Source organism: Aeromonas sp. ASNIH7 (genome assembly GCF_002903485.1).
Taxonomy (GTDB): domain Bacteria; phylum Pseudomonadota; class Gammaproteobacteria; order Enterobacterales; family Aeromonadaceae; genus Aeromonas; species Aeromonas caviae.
This window is the reverse complement of sequence record NZ_CP026226.1, coordinates 543,862-561,323: the sequence shown is the minus strand read 5'-3', so window position 1 is coordinate 561,323 and position 17,462 is coordinate 543,862. Positions and strand designations below refer to the sequence as shown.

Annotated in this window: 11 protein-coding genes and 2 pseudogenes; 7 read left to right on the top strand and 6 right to left on the bottom strand. The window is 64.1% G+C overall.

Annotation, left to right across the window (positions count from 1 at the left end):
- Positions 1–35 precede the first annotated feature (35 nt).
- Positions 36–221 (bottom strand): YgaP family membrane protein, encoded by a 186-nt coding sequence (locus C2U47_RS02495; RefSeq protein ID WP_041213243.1) that lies wholly within the window; start codon positions 219–221, stop codon positions 36–38.
- A gap of 85 nt (positions 222–306) precedes the next feature.
- Here C2U47_RS02495 and C2U47_RS02490 point away from each other — a divergent pair, with 85 nt between their 5' ends.
- The 5 genes and pseudogenes from C2U47_RS02490 (at position 307) to C2U47_RS02470 (ending at position 5,712) form a co-directional block, all read left to right on the top strand.
- Entirely contained in the window at positions 307–621 is a 315-nt protein-coding gene (locus C2U47_RS02490; protein WP_039039225.1) for an ArsR/SmtB family transcription factor, read from the top strand.
- Positions 618–1,031, top strand: a complete 414-nt coding sequence (locus C2U47_RS02485; protein WP_043154735.1) for a YeeE/YedE family protein — start codon at positions 618–620, stop codon at positions 1,029–1,031. The genes C2U47_RS02490 and C2U47_RS02485 overlap by 4 nt, the downstream gene beginning before the upstream one ends.
- Positions 1,032–1,044: 13 nt before the next feature.
- Positions 1,045–1,490 (top strand): annotated as a pseudogene (locus tag C2U47_RS02480) (DUF6691 family protein).
- Between the two features lie 39 nt (positions 1,491–1,529).
- Positions 1,530–2,549: an efflux RND transporter periplasmic adaptor subunit gene (locus C2U47_RS02475; RefSeq protein ID WP_103261431.1), complete on the top strand. Its 1,020-nt coding sequence runs from the start codon at positions 1,530–1,532 to the stop codon at positions 2,547–2,549.
- Positions 2,542–5,712 carry an efflux RND transporter permease subunit gene (locus tag C2U47_RS02470; RefSeq protein WP_103261430.1) on the top strand — a complete coding sequence of 1,057 codons (3,171 nt, stop codon included), beginning with the start codon at positions 2,542–2,544 and terminating at the stop codon, positions 5,710–5,712. The genes C2U47_RS02475 and C2U47_RS02470 overlap by 8 nt, the downstream gene beginning before the upstream one ends.
- Before the next feature lie 33 nt (positions 5,713–5,745).
- On the opposite strand, the pseudogene C2U47_RS02465 reads toward C2U47_RS02470, so the two are convergent.
- A pseudogene (locus tag C2U47_RS02465) lies at positions 5,746–8,098 on the bottom strand (diguanylate cyclase domain-containing protein).
- A 411-nt stretch (positions 8,099–8,509) separates the two neighbouring features.
- Here C2U47_RS02465 and C2U47_RS02460 point away from each other — a divergent pair.
- Complete coding sequence (locus C2U47_RS02460) at positions 8,510–9,523, top strand: lipoate--protein ligase (protein WP_103261429.1); 1,014 nt, start codon at positions 8,510–8,512, stop codon at positions 9,521–9,523.
- Positions 9,524–9,699: 176 nt separating this feature from the next.
- Positions 9,700–11,394: a pyridoxal phosphate-dependent decarboxylase family protein gene (locus C2U47_RS02455; protein ID WP_103261428.1), complete on the top strand. Its 1,695-nt coding sequence runs from the start codon at positions 9,700–9,702 to the stop codon at positions 11,392–11,394.
- Between the two features lie 77 nt (positions 11,395–11,471).
- Here the strand turns inward: C2U47_RS02455 and C2U47_RS02450 are convergent, their stop codons facing one another.
- The 4 genes from C2U47_RS02450 to C2U47_RS02435 form a co-directional block, all read right to left on the bottom strand.
- Positions 11,472–11,843 (bottom strand): copper-binding protein, encoded by a 372-nt coding sequence (locus C2U47_RS02450; RefSeq protein WP_043759198.1) that lies wholly within the window; start codon positions 11,841–11,843, stop codon positions 11,472–11,474.
- Between the two features lie 31 nt (positions 11,844–11,874).
- Positions 11,875–15,024 (bottom strand): efflux RND transporter permease subunit, encoded by a 3,150-nt coding sequence (locus C2U47_RS02445; protein WP_103261427.1) that lies wholly within the window; start codon positions 15,022–15,024, stop codon positions 11,875–11,877.
- Between the two features lie 73 nt (positions 15,025–15,097).
- Positions 15,098–16,615 carry an efflux RND transporter periplasmic adaptor subunit gene (locus C2U47_RS02440; protein ID WP_052815049.1) on the bottom strand — a complete coding sequence of 506 codons (1,518 nt, stop codon included), beginning with the start codon at positions 16,613–16,615 and terminating at the stop codon, positions 15,098–15,100.
- Positions 16,616–16,904: 289 nt separating this feature from the next.
- Positions 16,905–17,399, bottom strand: a complete 495-nt coding sequence (locus tag C2U47_RS02435; RefSeq protein WP_052815050.1) for a hypothetical protein — start codon at positions 17,397–17,399, stop codon at positions 16,905–16,907.
- Positions 17,400–17,462: the final 63 nt, after the last annotated feature.

Sequence of the window (17,462 nt, the reverse complement as noted above, 5' to 3'; positions counted from 1 at the left end):
TTACACGGCTCCTGTGAGCCAATATGTCCGCCTGCCTATTTGAGCCCCATTCGCCTGAGCACGGCGGCGGCGGGACAGACCCCGGTGAACGCGCTCTGGATCAGGTTGACCCCGACAAAGACGCTCAACCAGACAAAGCCCGGGTGGACCCAGGCCGTGAGCAGCAGCGACAGCAGCAACATGCCACCCGCGACCACTCTGACTCCGTTATCGACGGTCATTTCTCGTCTCCTTTTGTTTAGTGATTGCTAATTTAGAGTTGTTTTATACAATAGAACAAATATCAGCAATTGCTAATTTAATCTTATGAGCCACTTCGACGAGATGAACCGACATGCGACAGCCGCCGCCGGCCTGCTCAAGGCGCTGGCTCATCCCGAACGCCTGATGGTGCTCTGCCAGCTGGTGGAAGGGGAGAAGGGGGTCGGGGAGCTGCTGGCCCACAGCCAGCTCGGGCAGTCGGCCTTCTCCCAGCAACTGTCGGTATTGAAGCGCCAGGGCCTTATCCGCTCGCGCAAAGTCTCCCAGCAGATCTACTACTCCCTGGTGAGCGAGGCGGCGGCCGATGTGCTGGCGGCGCTGCAAACCCATTTTTGTCACTCAGATGAGGAAATTCGATGATGGAAAGCCAATGGCTGCTCTCGTTGGGGGGCGGCATGCTGGCGGGGCTCTCGGCCCTGATCCTGATGTTGTTCAACGGCCGGGTGGCCGGGATCAGCGGCATTCTGGCCGGTGCAATGCAGTACAAGACCCCCTGGCGGGTGCTGTTTCTGCTGGGGTTGGGACTGGGGGCCTGGCTGGCGCTGACCCTGGGTTGGGCCACCATGCCCGCCTTTGATGCCTTGCCCGGCTGGCCCGTGGTGCTGCTGGCCGGCCTTCTGGTGGGCATCGGCACCCGCCTTGGCAATGGCTGCACCAGCGGTCACGGCATCTGCGGCATGGGGCGGCTGTCGACGCGCTCCGTGGTGGCGACGCTCACCTTTATGGGAATGGGCGTGGCGACCGTGTTCTTTACTCACCACATATTCTGACGGGTTGATTGCCATGAAATTGCTGACAAGTGTGTTTGCGGGTCTGTTGTTCGGGCTGGGAATGGCCCTCTCCGGGATGATGGATCCGGCGCGGGTCACCGGGTTTCTCGATCTGGCCGGTGCCTGGGATCCCAGCCTGGCCTTCGTGATGGGGGGGCCCTGGCTGTCTTCATGCCGGGCTACTTCCTGCTGGTGAAACCCCGTCGTCTGAGCCTGCTGGGGGAACCCATGGCCCGGGTTCCCGCTCCCGTGCTGGATCGCCGCCTGATTGGCGGGGCCGCACTGTTCGGGATCGGTTGGGGCATGGTCGGCATCTGTCCAGGGCCTGCCTTGAGTCTCATTTCCAGCGGACAGCCCATGATATTGTTGTTCATCGGGGCCATGGCGGCCGGGATCCTGCTGGTGGACAAGGTCTGGAACAGGGTGCTGGAGAAGGCTCGCCAGCACCGTATTGCCTGAGTTTTCAAGGTGCCCATGAGCCAGGGAAGGAGAATCATGATGAACACAATCCGGTTGCTGGTGACCACCCTGCTGGTCATGACATCCACCCTGGTGGCGGCCGAGGAGGCCAAGGGGTCGCTGACGCTGACTCCGCAGCGCGTCACCGACTGGCTCACCTTGAGCGGTACCGTGAGCGCCATTCATCAGGGGACGGTCGCGGCCCAGACCAGTGGCCGCGTCTCCCGCATGCTGGTGGATGTGAACGACGAGGTACAGGCCGGGCAGCCCCTGCTCGAGATAAGCGGCAAGGAGCAGTCTGCCGCCGTGACCGGCGCCGAGGCGCGGGTGGCCAGGGCCCAGGCCCAGCAGGTGGAGGCCGAGCGCCAGCTCACCCGTTATCAGGCCCTCATCGCCAAGGGGGTGATCACCCGGGCCCAGCTCGACAACGCCCAGGCAACGGATCGGGCCGCCCGTGCCGAGGTCAATGCCGCCGAGGCCGCCCTCATCCAGGCCCGGGAAGCCTACGGCTATACCCGTATCCTCGCCCCCTACGCCGGGGTGGTGACCAGGCGGCTGGTGGAGCTGGGGGAGACGGTGGCCCCCGGTACGCCGCTGCTATCCGGTTTCTCCCTGGGCGAGCTGAGGGTGGAGCTGGAGCTGCCCCAGTCCGCGCTGGCTCTCGCCGGCCAGCCGTCGGATGTGCAGGTGCTGCTGCCCGGTAGCAAGGCCGTGACTCCCGTCAAGCTGACCCGCTTCAACTACGCCGACAGCCAGAGCCACAGTTTCCGGCTGCGCCTCGATCTGCCGTCGAACACGGCAGGGGTGCTGCCTGGCATGTGGCTCAAGGTGCAGCTCAAACAGGGTGAGCGTCAGGTGTTGCAAGTGCCGGAGCCCGCCCTGCTGCGGCAGGGGGAGTTCAACGGCGTCTACCTCAAAGAAGGGGAAAGATGGGCCCTGACCCCGGTGCGGGTCGGCCACTGCGAGGCTGGGCTGTGCGAGGTCCTGGCGGGTCTCAAGGGCGGTGACACCCTGGCCCCCGATGCCTGGACCCGTCAACAGGAGGTGCCCCATGAGTAGCGAGCTGAACGGCAACCATGGCCACCTGGGGCCGGCGGGTCGGCTGGCGGCCCTGTTTCAGGGCTCGGCCATTACCCCGTTGCTGGCGCTGGTGGGGCTCTTGCTCGGCCTCTTTGCCGTGCTGGTGACCCCCAAGGAGGAGGAGCCCCAGATCGATGTCACCTTCGCCGACGTCTACATTCCCTTCCCGGGTGCCAGCCCGGCAGAGGTGGAATCCCTCGTCACCACCCCTGCCGAGCAGGTGGTCTCCCAGATAAAGGGGATAGATACCCTCTACTCCTTCTCCCAACCCGATGGTGCCCTGCTGGTGGTGGTGTTCAAGGTAGGCGTGAGCCGGGAGCAGGCCATCGTGGATCTCAACAACCAGCTCGACTCCAACCGCGACTGGTTGCCACAGGGGATCGGAGTCGGTCAGCCACTGGTAAAACCCCGGGGGATCGATGATGTGCCCATCGTCAGTCTGACCTTATGGAGCAAAGAGGGGAGTAAGCAGCTGGGGGCCTTTGATCTGACCCGGGTTGCCCATGAGCTGGAGACCGAACTCAAGCGCATTCCCGGTACCCGCGATATCTACACGCTGGGCAGCCAGAGCGCCGTGCTGCGGGTGATGCCGGATCCGGCGGCCCTCAGCGCCCATGGCATCAGCTGGGGCGAACTGAACCAGCGACTTGCGGCCGCCAACCGGGTAGGCAGCGAGCAGGCCGTGGTGCAGGATAACCGGGAAATCAAGGTGCAGGTGGGGCAGTTCCTGCAAAGCGAGCAGGAGGCTCGAGAACTGGTGGTGGGGCTGCACGACGGCAAGCCGGTCTATCTGGGGGATGTGGCCAGGGTCTCGCTGGGTCAGGAGACCCCGGTCCAGCGCAGCTGGATGGGGCAGGGGCAAGCCAGCTACCCGGCGGTGACCCTGGCCATCGGTAAGCAGCCGGGGCAGAACGCGGTGGAGGTGGCCAAGCGGGTGGAGGCACGGGTGGAGAGCCTCAGGAACCGGCTCATCCCGGCTGGCGTCGAGGTGACGGTGACCCGTGACTACGGCGTCACCGCCGAGACCAAATCCAACACCCTCATCGGCAAGCTCATCTTTGCCACCACGGCGGTGGTATTGCTGGTGCTGGTGAGCATGGGGTGGCGCGAGGCGCTGGTGGTGGGGGTCGCCATCGTCATCACCCTGGCACTGACCCTGTTTGCCAGCTGGGCGTGGGGCTTTACCCTCAACCGGGTGTCCCTCTTTGCGCTGATCTTCTCCATCGGCATCCTGGTGGATGACGCCATCGTCGTGGTGGAGAACATCCACCGCCATCGCGGCCTGGGCAAGGGGTCGCTCAAGGATCTCATTCCGGGCGCGGTGGACGAGGTGGGGGGGCCGACCATACTGGCGACCCTGACCGTCATCGCGGCCCTGCTGCCCATGGCCTTCGTCAGCGGCCTGATGGGCCCCTACATGAGCCCCATCCCCATCAATGCGAGCATGGGGATGCTCATCTCCCTGCTGGTGGCCTTTATCTTCTCCCCCTGGCTGGCCAATCACCTGCTCAAGCGCGAGGGGCATGTCGCCCACGGGGAGGCCAAGGCCGGGCTCTTTCACCGGCTGATGACCCCCTTCCTGATGGGGGCGGGTGCCAGGAGAGCGAGACATAAGCTTTGGCTGGTCATTCTGCTGCTGGTGGCGGGGGCGGCTGCCATGCCGGTGGTGCAGTGGGTGGTGCTCAAGATGCTCCCCTTTGACAACAAGTCGGAATTCCAGCTGGTGCTCGACATGCCGGAGGGGGCGACCCTGGAGCATACCGAGCGCACCCTGCTGGCGGTGGGTCGGGAGCTCGCCAGGGTGCCCGAGGTGAAGGATTACCAGATCTACGCTGGCACCGCCGCCCCCATCAACTTCAACGGGTTGGTGCGCCACTACTTCATCCGCAGCGGCGCCAACGTGGGTGATATTCAGGTCAATCTGGTGGACAAGCATGAACGGGATCGCAGCAGTCACGAGATTGCCCGGTCGGTGCGTGCGCCCTTGCAGGCCATCGCCAGCGCGGCAGGGGGCAATCTCAAGGTGGTGGAGGTGCCCCCGGGACCGCCTGTCTGGTCACCCATTGTCGCGGAAGTGTATGGCCCGACGCAGGCCGCTCGCGAAGCCGCTGCCCGCGCCGTAGAGGCCCGCTTCGTGGCCACGGCGGATCTGGTGGACGTGGACATCTATCTGACCGCCCCCCAGCCCAAGTGGCGGCTGGTGGTGGATCGCGCCCAGGCGGCCCTGCTCGGAGTCGATCTCGGGGATCTGGTGGCGACCCTCAATGGCGGGGTGGGCTATCAGGATGCCAGCTGGCTGCAGGGGCAAGGCGCCAAGTATCCGGTACCGATCCGCATCGAGCTCGCCCCCGGTGACAAGCGGGATCTGGCTGGCGTGCTGGCGCTCAAGGTGCGCAGCCAGAGCGGCCAGCTGGTGCGGGTCTCCGAGCTGGTGAGCCGTCGTGACGAGGTCGCCCCCAGTTACCTCATGCACAAGAACATGCAGCCCATGGTGATGGTGGTGGCTGACATGGGCGGCCATGCCGACAGCCCGCTCTACGGCATGTTTGCCGCCGGTGCCGACATCTCGCTGCCACAGTATTACGTGCATCAGCCCGACAAGCTGGGGGAGGTGGCGCTGTTGTGGGACGGGGAATGGAAGATAACCTACGAGACCTTCCGCGACATGGGGCTGGCCTATGGGGTGGGGATGATCCTCATCTACCTGCTGGTGGTGGCCCAGTTCCGCTCCCATCTGGTGCCGCTCATCATCATGGCCCCCATTCCGCTCACCCTCATCGGGGTGATGCCGGGTCACGCCCTGCTGGGGGCCCAGTTCACCGCCACCTCGATGATAGGGATGATTGCGCTGGCCGGGATCATCGTGCGCAACAGCATCCTGCTGGTGGACTTTATTGAGCAGCAGCGGGCGAGTGGCATGGCGTTCGAGCAGGCGGTGATTGCGGCGGCGCAGGTGCGAGCCAAACCCATCATGCTGACGGCGCTGGCGGCCATGATAGGGGCGCTTTTCATCCTGGATGACCCCATCTTCAATGGCCTCGCCATCAGCCTGATCTTCGGGATCCTGGTTTCCACCCTGCTCACCCTGGTGGTGATCCCGCTGCTCTACTACAGCCTGCTTGTTCGCCGAAGTCAGAGGTAAACACAGGGGGCACGTGCCCCCTGTTTTCTGGCATCACACCGCCTCGCGGGCATCGCAGGTTTTCATCAGGGGGAAATAACGGCGATCCGCCTGGCTCATGTGACCCACGACCAGCTCCTGGATGATGAAGTTGAGCAGGGCGTCGTTGCCAAGGGTGCCCGCCTGTGCGGCCGCCATCAGCTGACCGGCTTTTTTCAGCAGATGCTGGTGCTCCTGGCGATGGGCCGCCAGCTCCTCATAGCCATATTGCGCGAGGACCTGCTCTTCGAGGAGGAAGTGCTGGCGTGCCATCTCGAATATCTGCGCCATGTCTGCCAGCAAGGCATCCGGATGGATGCCGGGATCCTGCATGTGCTCGAGCAAGCGGTTGACCAGCAGGTAGAGCTGGCGGTGGTCCGCATCGATGCGGGGGTGGCCGCATGCGTGGGTGGGCTGCCATTGCAGGGTGCCGGGGAGGGGATCCTGCCCGGTTGAAAACAGGCAGACCCTGCCCCGGCCATGGTGCTTGGCTTGATACATGGCCTGATCGGCGTGGTGCATCAGGGTCTTGGGGTCGGTACCGTGATCCGGATAGAGGGCGACCCCTATGCTGCCGGAGATGCGCAGCGCCTGCTGCTCAAGCTGGAAGGGGTGATGCAGGCAGTGGTGCAGCTTGTCGGCGACCGCGAGGGCCGAGGCATCCGTATCGGGCAGCATGATGACGAATTCGTCCCCCCCAAGGCGTGCCACCAGATCTTCTTCCCTGACGCACTCCCCCATGCGCTCGGCCACCAGCTTGAGCAGCAGGTCGCCGGTTTCGTGGCCGAAGGTGTCATTGATGGGCTTGAAGTGGTCGAGATCGATGAAGACCAGGGCCAGGGGCTGCTGGGGAGCCTGCTCCAGGGTCTCCTTTAGCCGCTGTTGCAGCAGGCGGCGGTTGGCCAGGCCGGTGAGGGGGTCATAGAAGGCGAGGCGGCGCATCATCTCCTCCCGGGCCGAACGTTCGGTGACATCCCGGGTCACCCCCAAAATGGCGTCCGGTCTTGTGCTGGCGCTGCCATGCAAGGTAGTGACCGTCTCGATGGCCACCAGATGACCCTGCTTGTGGCGCAGCTGGGAGTGGATGACGCACCGGGTCTGCCCATGATCCCCCCGTTGCCAGGCCTCGAGGGAGGCGGTGATGCCGTCGCGAAGCTGTTTCCAGGACTCATCGGGGAGCAGCTGGCGCAGGGAGAGGGCAAAGAGTTCGGCGGGCTCATAGCCGCTCAGGGACGCGATGGCGGGGCTGATGTAACGAAAACGCAGGCTGTCGGTCACTGGCCTCTTCCCGCAGACGCAGATAGAGGTGCAGGAAGACGCCGAGCAGGGCCAGCAGGGAGAAGGAGATCAGCATGGCGATGGCCACGCTCCTGTCGAGCAGTTGGCGCTGCTGGCGAAGGCTCGCCTGGGTACTGTTGTAGAGGAAGGGGGTGAGGTTGGGCACCGCCTTGATCATCCCAGCCTCCTGGTAGGTGCGGGCGATCTGCTGCCAGCGATCCTGCTGCATGTAGCCGGGCTCGATGATGTCGGGCTGCATCAGGGCCCGGGTTTCACGGGCCTCGAAGGCGAGCGCCTCACGCCCGGCCCCGCTGGGGTAGTGCTCCAGGATCAGGTTGATCATCTCCTCGGGATGATCCATGGCATAGCGCCACCCCTTGAGGCTGGCCTGCAAGAAGCGCTGGACCCGTTCCTGCTGGTTGAAGACCTCATTTTCCGAGGTGAAGAGGTTGTCTCCGTAGAAGTCGTACCCGATGTCGCGGGGACTGAACACCCGGTAGGGAATGCCCTGTTGCTGCAGGGTGAAGGGCTCGGTTGTGCTGTAGGCGCTGATGGCGTCCGCCTGGCCCCTCAGCAGTGCCTGGACCCCCCGCTCGTAGGGCAGGGTATCCCACTGCCGGCTGCGGGTGTAGCGATGCAGGTAGGTGAGCAGCTCGTTGGAGCCGGGTTCGAGCATCAGCCGCTTGTTGGCCAGATCGCCCGGGGTCTGGATATCCGGCCGCTCCAGGGTGATGAGCATCAGGGGGGAGTGCTGCAACATGGCGGCGAGCACCACCACAGGGCGGCCTGCTGCCCGGGCCAGCAGCAGATCGCTGCCGCGGATGCCGTACTGGGCGCGACCCGTGGTGACTTCATTGATGACGTCGGTGCCCGGCCCCGCCTCCCGCAGGGTGACCTGCAGGCCGGCCTCCTGGTAGAACCCCTTGGCGATGGCGGCGTAGTAACCGGCAAACTGGAACTGGTGCTGCCAGGGAAGTTGCAGGATGACGCGCTCATCCGCCCTGAGGGGAGCCGTGGTCAGGGTGGCAATCATCACCCAGAAGGGCAGAAGCCAGCGTACAGGCTGGCGAGATGCATCGGACTCCGTCATACCGCTGTTCTCTCGGGAGGTGCTCTTCTGGCTAGAGTCAAACAATTTCCTGCCATTCGCAAGGGGAGCAGGCCCCAATAAGATGGGGCGCGGGAGGCAGTAAAAGTCATTTTTGTGTCATTCATCACGTCAATGGGCGTCACGGCTCGTTTTGAAACCTTGTCAACCCGTCACCGGCCCGGTGACAAGGGCATAAGGTGTCATTCCAAGAGGGGTGGCTGCCGCCTCTCTTCTCGCCTGTTAATGACAAACTGCATGTTTTCGGCGACTCCCTCTTGTCTTCTCCTGTCGTATCAGAAGTTGATGCTCTTTCCCCGATCGGGTGTCGACCTGTGGCGGTCGGGGGACGCCTTCCTTCGTTCAGGGTGGTATGGTAGTCATCCGTTTCCTGTTTCCCGAGAAGGTCCTGTCATGTCTTCCTTGCGCCTGCTGCTCTCCGACTCCCACGATCCCCTGTTCAACCTCGCGGTGGAGGAGTGCATCTTTCGCCAGATGGACCCGGCCCAGCGGGTGCTGTTCCTGTGGCGCAACGACAATACGGTGGTGATAGGCCGGGCCCAGAACCCCTGGAAGGAGTGCAACACCCGCCGCATGGAAGAGGACGGGGTGACCCTGGCCCGGCGCAGCAGCGGGGGCGGCGCCGTGTTCCACGACCTTGGCAACAGCTGTTTCACTTTCATGGCGGGCAAGCCCGGCTATGACAAGAGCGTCTCCACCACCATCGTCATTGATGCCCTCGCCAGGCTCGGTGTGAGTGCTTTTGCCTCCGGGCGCAACGACCTGCTGGTGGCGACCCCGGACGGGGATCGCAAGGTGTCGGGTTCGGCCTACCGGGAGACCCATGATCGCGGTTTTCACCACGGTACCCTGCTGCTGGATGCCGACCTCGGCCGCCTCGCCCACTACCTCAATCCCGACCCCAAGAAGCTGGCGGCCAAGGGTATCAGCTCGGTGAGAAGCCGGGTGGCGAACCTTGGCGAGCTGTTGCCTGGCCTGGGTCATGAGCAGGTGGTGCAGGCCCTGTGCGACGCCTTCTTTGCCCATTACGGTGAGGTGGTGCAGCCCGAGCATATCTCCCCCGAGCGGATGCCCGACCTGCCCGGCTTTGCCGAGACTTTTGCCCGCCAACGCAGCTGGGAGTGGAACTTCGGCCATGCTCCCGCCTTCAGCCACCTGCTGGAGGAGCGTTTCCCCTGGGGCGGGGTCGAGCTTCATTTCGACGTGGAAAAGGGGGTGATAGGACGGGCACAGATCTTCAGCGACACCCTGGACCCTGCGCCCCTGGATGACCTGGCCGCACGCCTGCCCGGGGTGGCCTATCGTCCCGAGGCCATCGACGAGTTGCTGCGTCAGTGGCGGGCGACGTTTTCGGCCAACCCCGAGCTGGAAGGGTTTTCGGCATGGCTGCTGACCGCCCTGCGCTGACCTTGCCCATGGCCAGGATCACAAGATGAACAGGGGAAAAGAGGGGAGAGAGGGCACGGCGCCCGTCAGGGCGCCAACATGACAAAAAGTAGGGCAGATCATTAGTTATTGTCTCTGTTGATAGAGGTGTCACTGGAGTATAAAAACTGCACCTCAGCAGTATCAATGGTATAAAAATGAATCACTTGGTCTATCTGAAAGATGAGGGCGTCAACGCCGTCTCCCCCGAGTTCGCCCGCCGTTTTGCCACCGTCAAAGCCCACTTTTTCTCACGCAACCCCGACCTCTGGCCGGTGTTTCGCGAGCCCGGCTTTGCCACCCTCAACGAGTTTCGCGCCCGTGGGCTGGCGCCGGATGCGCGGCTCAATGCCTGGCCCGATGGCCGCGCCCGCCTGGCGGATCTCTGCGAAACCATGCCGGTGCCGGCCACCATGCGCACGCCGGGGGAGCCCATGGCGGAGCTGCTGTTTGCCGGCGCCTTGTCAAAGGATTGGGAGAACCCCTCCAGCGTCGAGAACGTCATCACCATGTCGGCGGATCCCGCCATCTATGGCGCCCAGATGGGCATATTGGCCAACCCCAACCTGGTCTACTCCGAATACGCCGGGGTGGCGGAGGAGCTCGAGAAGAAGGTGGTGCGCCAGATAGCGCTGCTGGCGGGTTATGACCCGGCTCGCGCCACCGGCATCTTCACCCAGGGGGGGACGTTTTGTAACCTCTACGGCTACCTGCTCGGCATCCGCAAGAGCCTGCCACAGGCCAAGCACAAGGGGCTTGGCCACTATCAGGATTACCGCATCATCAACTCCCAGGGCGGCCACTACTCCAACATCACCAACCTTTCCCTGCTCGGGGTGGACATCGAGAACAAGACCATCCGCATCCAGGTCGGCGAGAACAACGACATCGATCTCGCGGATCTCGAGCGCACCCTGACCGCCTGTTTTGCCTTGAAGCACGTGGTGCCTACCATCATGCTCACCATGGGTACCACCGACACCTTCGGGGTGGATCAGGTCAAACCCGTGGTGGACCTGCGGGATCGCCTGTGCGAGCGCTTCGAGGTGGCGGTCAAGCCCCACATCCACGTGGACGCCGCCATCGGCTGGTCGATGATCTTCTTCCTGGGTTACGACTTTGCCGCCAACCCCCTGGCCATCAACGCCGCGACCCTGGCCGGCATCGAGCGCAACGTGGCGCGCTTTGCCGAGCTCAAATACGCCGATTCGTTCACCGTCGACTTCCAGAAGTGGGGCTATGTGCCCTACACCTCCAGCCTGGTGATGATCAAGGAGCAGAACGACCTCAAGGCGATGGAGAACGATCCGGAGAACTTCTCCTACTTCGAGCGCGACATCCAGGGCCACACCCACCTGCAGTCCACCATCGAGTGCTCCCGCGGGGCGAGCGGCCTGTTCGGTGCCTACGCGGCCCTCAACTACCTGGGGGTCGAGGGGTATCGCACCGTGCTGGCCCACTGCCTGCAAAACGCCAACTACTTCCGCTTCCGTCTGAGCCAGCTCGGCAACGTCAAGCTGGTGGCCCAGGAGAACCAGGGGCCGAGCGTGGGCTTCAAGATCTACAACCCCGAGTGGGTGCAGGATCCGGAGGCCGAGTTCGCCTTCGAGCTGGCCCGCAGTCCCGACCCCGCCTACAAGGCGCGGCTGGCACGCAACACCGAATACCACAGCAGCCTCTTCACCGGGCGCGGCAAGGTGGGGCTCTACACCAACTGGGTGGAGGCGGTGGCCCGCTCCGATTACGACGCGCGCGGCCGTTACTCCTACATCGCCGGGGAAAAGGCGGTATTCATGAACCCGGCTTGCAGCCGCGAGCAGATCGACGCCTTTATCGACCACATTCGCGGCTGAGGATCGGCCCGGCGCTGACAAGCAGACAACAAAACGGCGGGTTCAACCCGCCGTTTTTTTACTGCCCTTGTGAGTGGTTACTGCTTCTGCAGCTTCGTCACCGTGAGCTTTCCAGCCGGACTTTCGGCGTGGAAGCTCACCGCATCCCCGACCTTGAACCCTTCCATCAGGGCGGGATCGGCCACCTGGAAGACCATGGTCATGGGGGGCATCTTGAGGTTCGCGATGGCCTCGTGCTTGATGCCTACCTTGCCGTTTTGCGTGTCGATACGGCTGATGACCCCCTTGGTCATCACCTTCTCCTCCATGCCATCCATGCCCTCCATCTGGCCCATCTCCCCCATCTGGCTCATGTCGTGCCCTTCGTGGTTCATCATCTCCTCGGCCTGCAGGCCGGTGTGGGTGGCGAGGCCCAATAGCAGGGTCAGCGTCAGCGTCTTGTAGTTCATGATGGTTTCCTTGTTTGTGTTGTCCGGTTGATCAGGGTGCAGTCGGGGTATCCGTCTGCGACGTCGTGTGTTCAAGGGTTTTCAGGGTGCGGCTGCGCCACAGGTAGTAGGCGGCGGGCAGCACCAGCAGGGTCAGCACCAGCGCCGTCACCATGCCGCCGATCATGGGGGCGGCGATTCGCTGCATCACCTCCGAGCCGGTGCCATGGCTCCACATGATGGGCAGAAGGCCGGCGATGATGGTGACCACCGTCATCATCTTGGGGCGCAGGCGCAGGGCGGCGCCGTGAATGACCGCCTGGTGCAGGCCGGCCTTGTCCGGTTTGCCGCTGGCCACCAGATCGTCCCAGGCGTGGTTGAGGTAGACCAGCATCAGCACCCCCGTCTCCACGGCCACCCCGGCCAGGGCGATGAAGCCGACGCCGACGCCCACCGAGAGGTTGAAGTCGAGCAGCCAGACGGCCCAGATCCCCCCGACCACCGCCAGCGGCAGGGTGGTGAGGATGAGCAGCACCTCCTGGAAGCGGTGAAACGCGAGATAGAGCAGCAGCACGATAATGGCGAGGGTCAGGGGCACCACGTAGGTGAGGCGCTCCATGGCCCGCTCCATGTATTCGTACTGACCTGACCAGGTGAGGGCGTAACCCGGTGGCAGCACCAGCTGCTTGTCCACCTCGGCCTTGGCCTCTGCCACAAAGGAGCCGATGTCGCGGCCACGGATGTCCACGTAGACCCAGCCGTTGAGGCGTGCGTTTTCGCTGCGCAGCATGGGCGCCTCGTCGCTGATGTAGACCCGGGCCACGTCCGCCAGGGCGATCCGCTCACCCTTGGGGGTGACCAGGGGCAGCAGTTCGAGGCTGGCCACCGAATCGCGATAGCTCTGGGGATAGCGCAGGTTGATGGGGTAACGTTCGCGCCCCTCAATGGTCTGCCCCACGTCCATGCCGCCCACCGCGGTGGCGAGCACCGCCTGCACGTCGGCGATGTTGAGGCCGTAGCGGGCCGCCTTGAGCCGATCGATATCCACCTTGACGTAGCGACCGCCCGCCACCCGCTCGGCGTAGACGGAGGCAGCGCCTTCCACCTTGCCGACAATTTGCTCGAGTTGCTGGCCAATCTGCTGGACCACCTTGAGGTCGGGGCCGGCGATCTTGATCCCCACCGGGGTCTTGATGCCGGTGGCCAGCATGTCGATACGGGTCTTGATGGGGGGCACCCAGGCGTTGGTGAGGCCGGGGAAGCGGATGAGGGAGTCGAGCTCTTCTTTCAGCTTCTCCGGGGTCATGCCGGGACGCCACTGATCGCGGGGCTTGAGCTGGATGCTGGTCTCCATCATCACCAGATCCGCCGGGTCGGTGGCCGAGTCGGCGCGCCCCGCCTTGCCGAACACGTTCTGTACCTCGGGCACGGTGCGGATGAGTTTGTCGGTCTGCTGCAAAATCTCCCGCGCCTTGCCCACCGAGATGTTGGTCGCCGTGGTGGGCATGTACATGATGTCCCCCTCATCGAGCGGCGGTATGAACTCGGAGCCCAGGTGCTGGAGCGGCCAGAAACCCGCGACCGTGACCACCAGGGCGGCGGCGAGGGTGGTCTTGGGGCGGGCCAGCACGGCATTGAGCAGGGGCACATAGGCCTGGCTCAAGCCACGGTTGAGGGGGTTGGCCTGCTCGGGCAATACCTTGCCGCGGATAAAATAGCCCATGATGACCGGCACCAGCGTGATGGCGAGCGCGGCGGCGGCGGCCATGGCGTAGGTCTTGGTGTAGGCCAGCGGGTGGAACATCCGTCCCTCCTGCGCCTCCAGGGCAAACACCGGCAGGAAGCTCATGGTGATGATGAGCAGGGAGAAGAAAATCGCCGGCCCCACCTCGATGCTCGCCTCCGTGATGATCCGCCAGCGGTTCTTGTCGGTGAGCGCCTCCCGCTCCATGTGCTTGTGGACGTTCTCTATCATCACGATGGCGCCGTCCACCATGGCGCCGATGGCGATGGCGATGCCCCCCAGCGACATGATGTTGGCGTTGATCCCCTGCAGGTGCATCACGATAAAGGCGGTCAAAATCGCGATAGGGAGGGTGATGACCACCACCAGCGACGAGCGCAGGTGGAACAGGAAGGCGATACACACCAGCACCACCACGGCGAACTCCTCCACCAGCTTGGCGGAGAGGTTGTCGATGGCGCGCTGGATAAGGTCGGATCGATCGTACACGGTGACGATCTCCACCCCGTCGGGCAGGCTGGATTTGAGCTCGGCCAGCCGTGCCTTGACCCCGTCGATGGTGTGCTGGGCATTCTCGCCAAAACGCATGACGATGATGCCGCCCACCACTTCCCCTTCGCCGTTGAGCTCGGCGATACCGCGCCGGCTCTGGGGACCGGTCACCACGTCGGCCACGTCACCCAGCAGCAGGGGGGCGCCCCGCACATTGGTGCCGAGCGGGATCTGCTTCAGATCCTCGACGCTCTTGAGGTAGCCATTCGAACGAACCATGTACTCCGCTTCCGCCATCTCGATGACGGAGGCGCCGGTCTCCTGGTTGCCCTGCTTGATGGCGGTCTCGATGAGGGAGAGCGGAATGCCGTAGGCCCGCAGCTTGTCCGGATCGACCCGCACCTGGTACTGGCGCACCATGCCGCCCACAGTGGCGACTTCGGATACGCCGTTCACCGTCTGCAGCTCGTATTTCAGAAACCAGTTCTGCAGTGACGTGAGCTCGCTGAGATCGTGCTTGCCGCTCTTGTCCACCAGGGCGTACTGGTAGACCCAGCCCACCCCGGTGGCGTCCGGCCCGAGCTGGGGCTGGGCCCCGGCGGGCAGATTGGGGGCCACCTGGCTCAGATACTCCAGCACCCGGGCGCGGGCCCAGTAGAGGTCGGTGTCGTCGTCAAACAGCACATAGACGAAGGAGTCGCCGAAGAAGGAGTAGCCGCGCACCGTGGTGGCCCCCGGCACCGCCAGCATGGCGGTGGTGAGGGGGTAGGTCACCTGATCCTCCACCACCTGGGGCGCCTGGCCCGGGTAGGAGGTCTTGATGATCACCTGGACGTCGGAGAGATCCGGCAGGGCGTCCACCGGGGTCTGCTTGACCGACCAGAGGCCCCAGGCGGTGAGCATGACGGTCAGCAGCAGCACCAGGAAGCGGTTGCCGACGGACCAGCGAATGATGGCAGGGATCATGACTGGGCTCCTCTCATTCGGTGGGCTGGCAGCCGATTGGGTTTGTGCTCAATGCAGCGAAGCATGGCCGGGATCATGATTTATCCCCCATCTGGTGCTGGCTGTGATCCATGCCTTCCATGCCTGGCATCTCGCCCTTGGCCTCTTTCATCGGCTCGTCTGCTGCCGGTTTGTCTTCCACATGGATCTGGATGATGCGGTACTCGTCCCCCTCCTGCTCCACCTGCAGATGCAGGGTCTGATCCGGTTTCAGCTGGCTGATGTCCACGCCGTCGGCCACGGTGAAGTCCATCTCCATGGCGGGCCACTGCCACTCGGGAATGGGCTGGTGAGAGATGCCGAGGGTACGCCCGGCGAGATCGATGTTCTGCACCTGGCCCTGGGTCCACACCTGCATGGGACGCACCGCCGTCATGCGCTGGAAGTCCGAATCGATGGCCGATTCTGAGTCGAGCAGGAACTGGGCCGAGCTGACGATGCTGTCACCGGCTTCGACCCCCTCCTGGATGGCGACCTTGTCACCAAACTGGGGGCCCAGGGTGACGGCCACCGACTTGAAGTTGCCATCTCCCAGCGCCAGCACCAGCCGGTCCTGGCTGCCGGTGCGGATCACCGCTTCGCTCGGCACCACCAGGCGGGGTTCCCCCTTGCCGGTGCCGATGCTCACCTTGGCGAACATGTTGGGTTTCAGGAACTCGTCCGGGTTGTCGAAGCGCAGGCGGACCCGCAGGGTGCGGGTACTGGCATCGAGCGTCGGGTAGAGGTAGTCCACCCGACCCTGCCAGCGGCGGCCCGGGGCATAGTCCAGGGTCATGGTGACCGGATCGCCGACCTTGATCTGGGCGGCCTGGCGCTCGAACACCTCGGCGCTCACCCACACCTGCTTGAGGGTACTGATGTTGAAGAGGGGGGCGGCGGGCTCCACATACTGGCCTTCACGCACCTTGAGCTCGGAGACATAGCCGCTGCTCGGGGCATAGATGCGCACCGTCTCCTGCACCTTGCGGGTGCGCTTGAGGGCCGCTATCTGATCCGCCGGTACCTGCAGGGACTTGAGCTTGCCTTCGGCGGCGCGCAGCAGCAGCGGGTTGGTGGTATTGAGCGCCAGCAGGTACTCGTGCTGGGCGTTCACCAGATCCGGGGCGTAGAGATCGTAGATGAAGCTGCCCCTGGCCACCTGCTGCCCCTCGTTCTTGATGGCGAGGTTGCGGATCCAGCCCGCCATCCGGGAGTTGATGGCTTCGAGGCGCTCCTCGTCATATCCCACATAGCCCACCGTCTCGATCTGCTGGTGGACGGGCAGTTTTTCCACCTTGGCCAGCCGCACCCCCAGGTTCTGCTGGATCTCGGGGCTGATGGTAACGGTGCCCGGCGAGCCGCCCTGTTTCTCTTCATAGACGGGGATGAAGTCCATCCCCATGTTGTCCTTGGCGGGGGCATCGCGCTTGTCGCGGGGATCCATGGGATTGACCCAGTAGAGGGGGGCCTTCTCCTTGGCGGTAGTAGCGCCGCCCATCTTGGTGGCGGCCCAGTAACCGCCGCCAGCCCCGAGGACGAGCATCAGAGTCGACAGGATCAGGGTCTTGTTCATCGCAGGCCTCCGGCACGAGTCGAACGGGAGGCGCGGGCGCCGGCAACGGCGAAAATCTTGGCTGATGACATGGTTACATCTTCTCTTCTATCAGGCCGCCTGACCGGGTTCCTGCATGAGCGTCGTGTCCAGGGGCGGGGCAGAGGCGTTATTCACGCACCTGCGTCACGCAACACTCGAATCACAGCGAACGGGTTGGGCGGCAAACGGAGCACTGCCGACGAGTCGGCCGGTGCACGGCACTTGTTGCAATGGCGAACCATTGCCCAGGCTGGGGTAGAAGAGGTTTCTAATGGCGCAGCACAGAGAGCATCAGATGCCGTCTGGGCCAGGAGGGGGGATGGGTACCGCGCAGGCGCAGGAAGGGATCCCTCAGCCAGTTGTCGAGCAGGGAGCCGACATGCCACGAAGAGGGGAGCAGCAGCAGGGGGATCAGCAGCAGTGACAACAGCATGCCGAGCAGGGGCGGGGCATTGGCCGCACCGGAGAAGCCGGCCTGCATCTGGCATTCCCCCCCAGACGGGGCACTCTGGCTCATGGTGCCCGAATGGCAGGAGAGGGGAATTGTGTCGGCCTGGCCATGGTTCATGGCGGCGTGCTGCACAGGCGGGCTCTCGTGCAGCGCATGAGACAAGGGGGAGGATGCCGGAAGGGCATCCTGGGTCTCACCCGGGAGGGCGGTGGCCGCGCCATGCCAGCTGATGCACAGGGTCAGATTGCAGACGAGCACCAGCGCCAGCAATAGCCGGGCGATGAACGTGGTGGGCAATCTCGATGAGAGCATGGGTGGCTTCCCTGTGACGGATGGGCCGAATCTAAACCTTGCCGAAAGGAGAAGGTCAAGGCC

Bases quoted from the DNA above. Each gene is read 5' to 3' on its own strand.
- C2U47_RS02490 (WP_039039225.1), top strand. From the start codon at position 307: ATGAGCCACTTCGACGAGATGAACCGACATGCGACAGCCGCCGCCGGC.
- C2U47_RS02440 (WP_052815049.1), bottom strand. From the start codon at position 16,615: ATGAACAAGACCCTGATCCTGTCGACTCTGATGCTCGTCCTCGGGGCT.
- C2U47_RS02495 (WP_041213243.1), bottom strand. From the start codon at position 221: ATGACCGTCGATAACGGAGTCAGAGTGGTCGCGGGTGGCATGTTGCTG.
- C2U47_RS02450 (WP_043759198.1), bottom strand. From the start codon at position 11,843: ATGAACTACAAGACGCTGACGCTGACCCTGCTATTGGGCCTCGCCACC.
- C2U47_RS02435 (WP_052815050.1), bottom strand. From the start codon at position 17,399: ATGCTCTCATCGAGATTGCCCACCACGTTCATCGCCCGGCTATTGCTG.
- C2U47_RS02470 (WP_103261430.1), top strand. From the start codon at position 2,542: ATGAGTAGCGAGCTGAACGGCAACCATGGCCACCTGGGGCCGGCGGGT.
- C2U47_RS02475 (WP_103261431.1), top strand. From the start codon at position 1,530: ATGAACACAATCCGGTTGCTGGTGACCACCCTGCTGGTCATGACATCC.
- C2U47_RS02485 (WP_043154735.1), top strand. From the start codon at position 618: ATGATGGAAAGCCAATGGCTGCTCTCGTTGGGGGGCGGCATGCTGGCG.
- C2U47_RS02445 (WP_103261427.1), bottom strand. From the start codon at position 15,024: ATGATCCCTGCCATCATTCGCTGGTCCGTCGGCAACCGCTTCCTGGTG.
- C2U47_RS02455 (WP_103261428.1), top strand. From the start codon at position 9,700: ATGAATCACTTGGTCTATCTGAAAGATGAGGGCGTCAACGCCGTCTCC.
- C2U47_RS02460 (WP_103261429.1), top strand. From the start codon at position 8,510: ATGTCTTCCTTGCGCCTGCTGCTCTCCGACTCCCACGATCCCCTGTTC.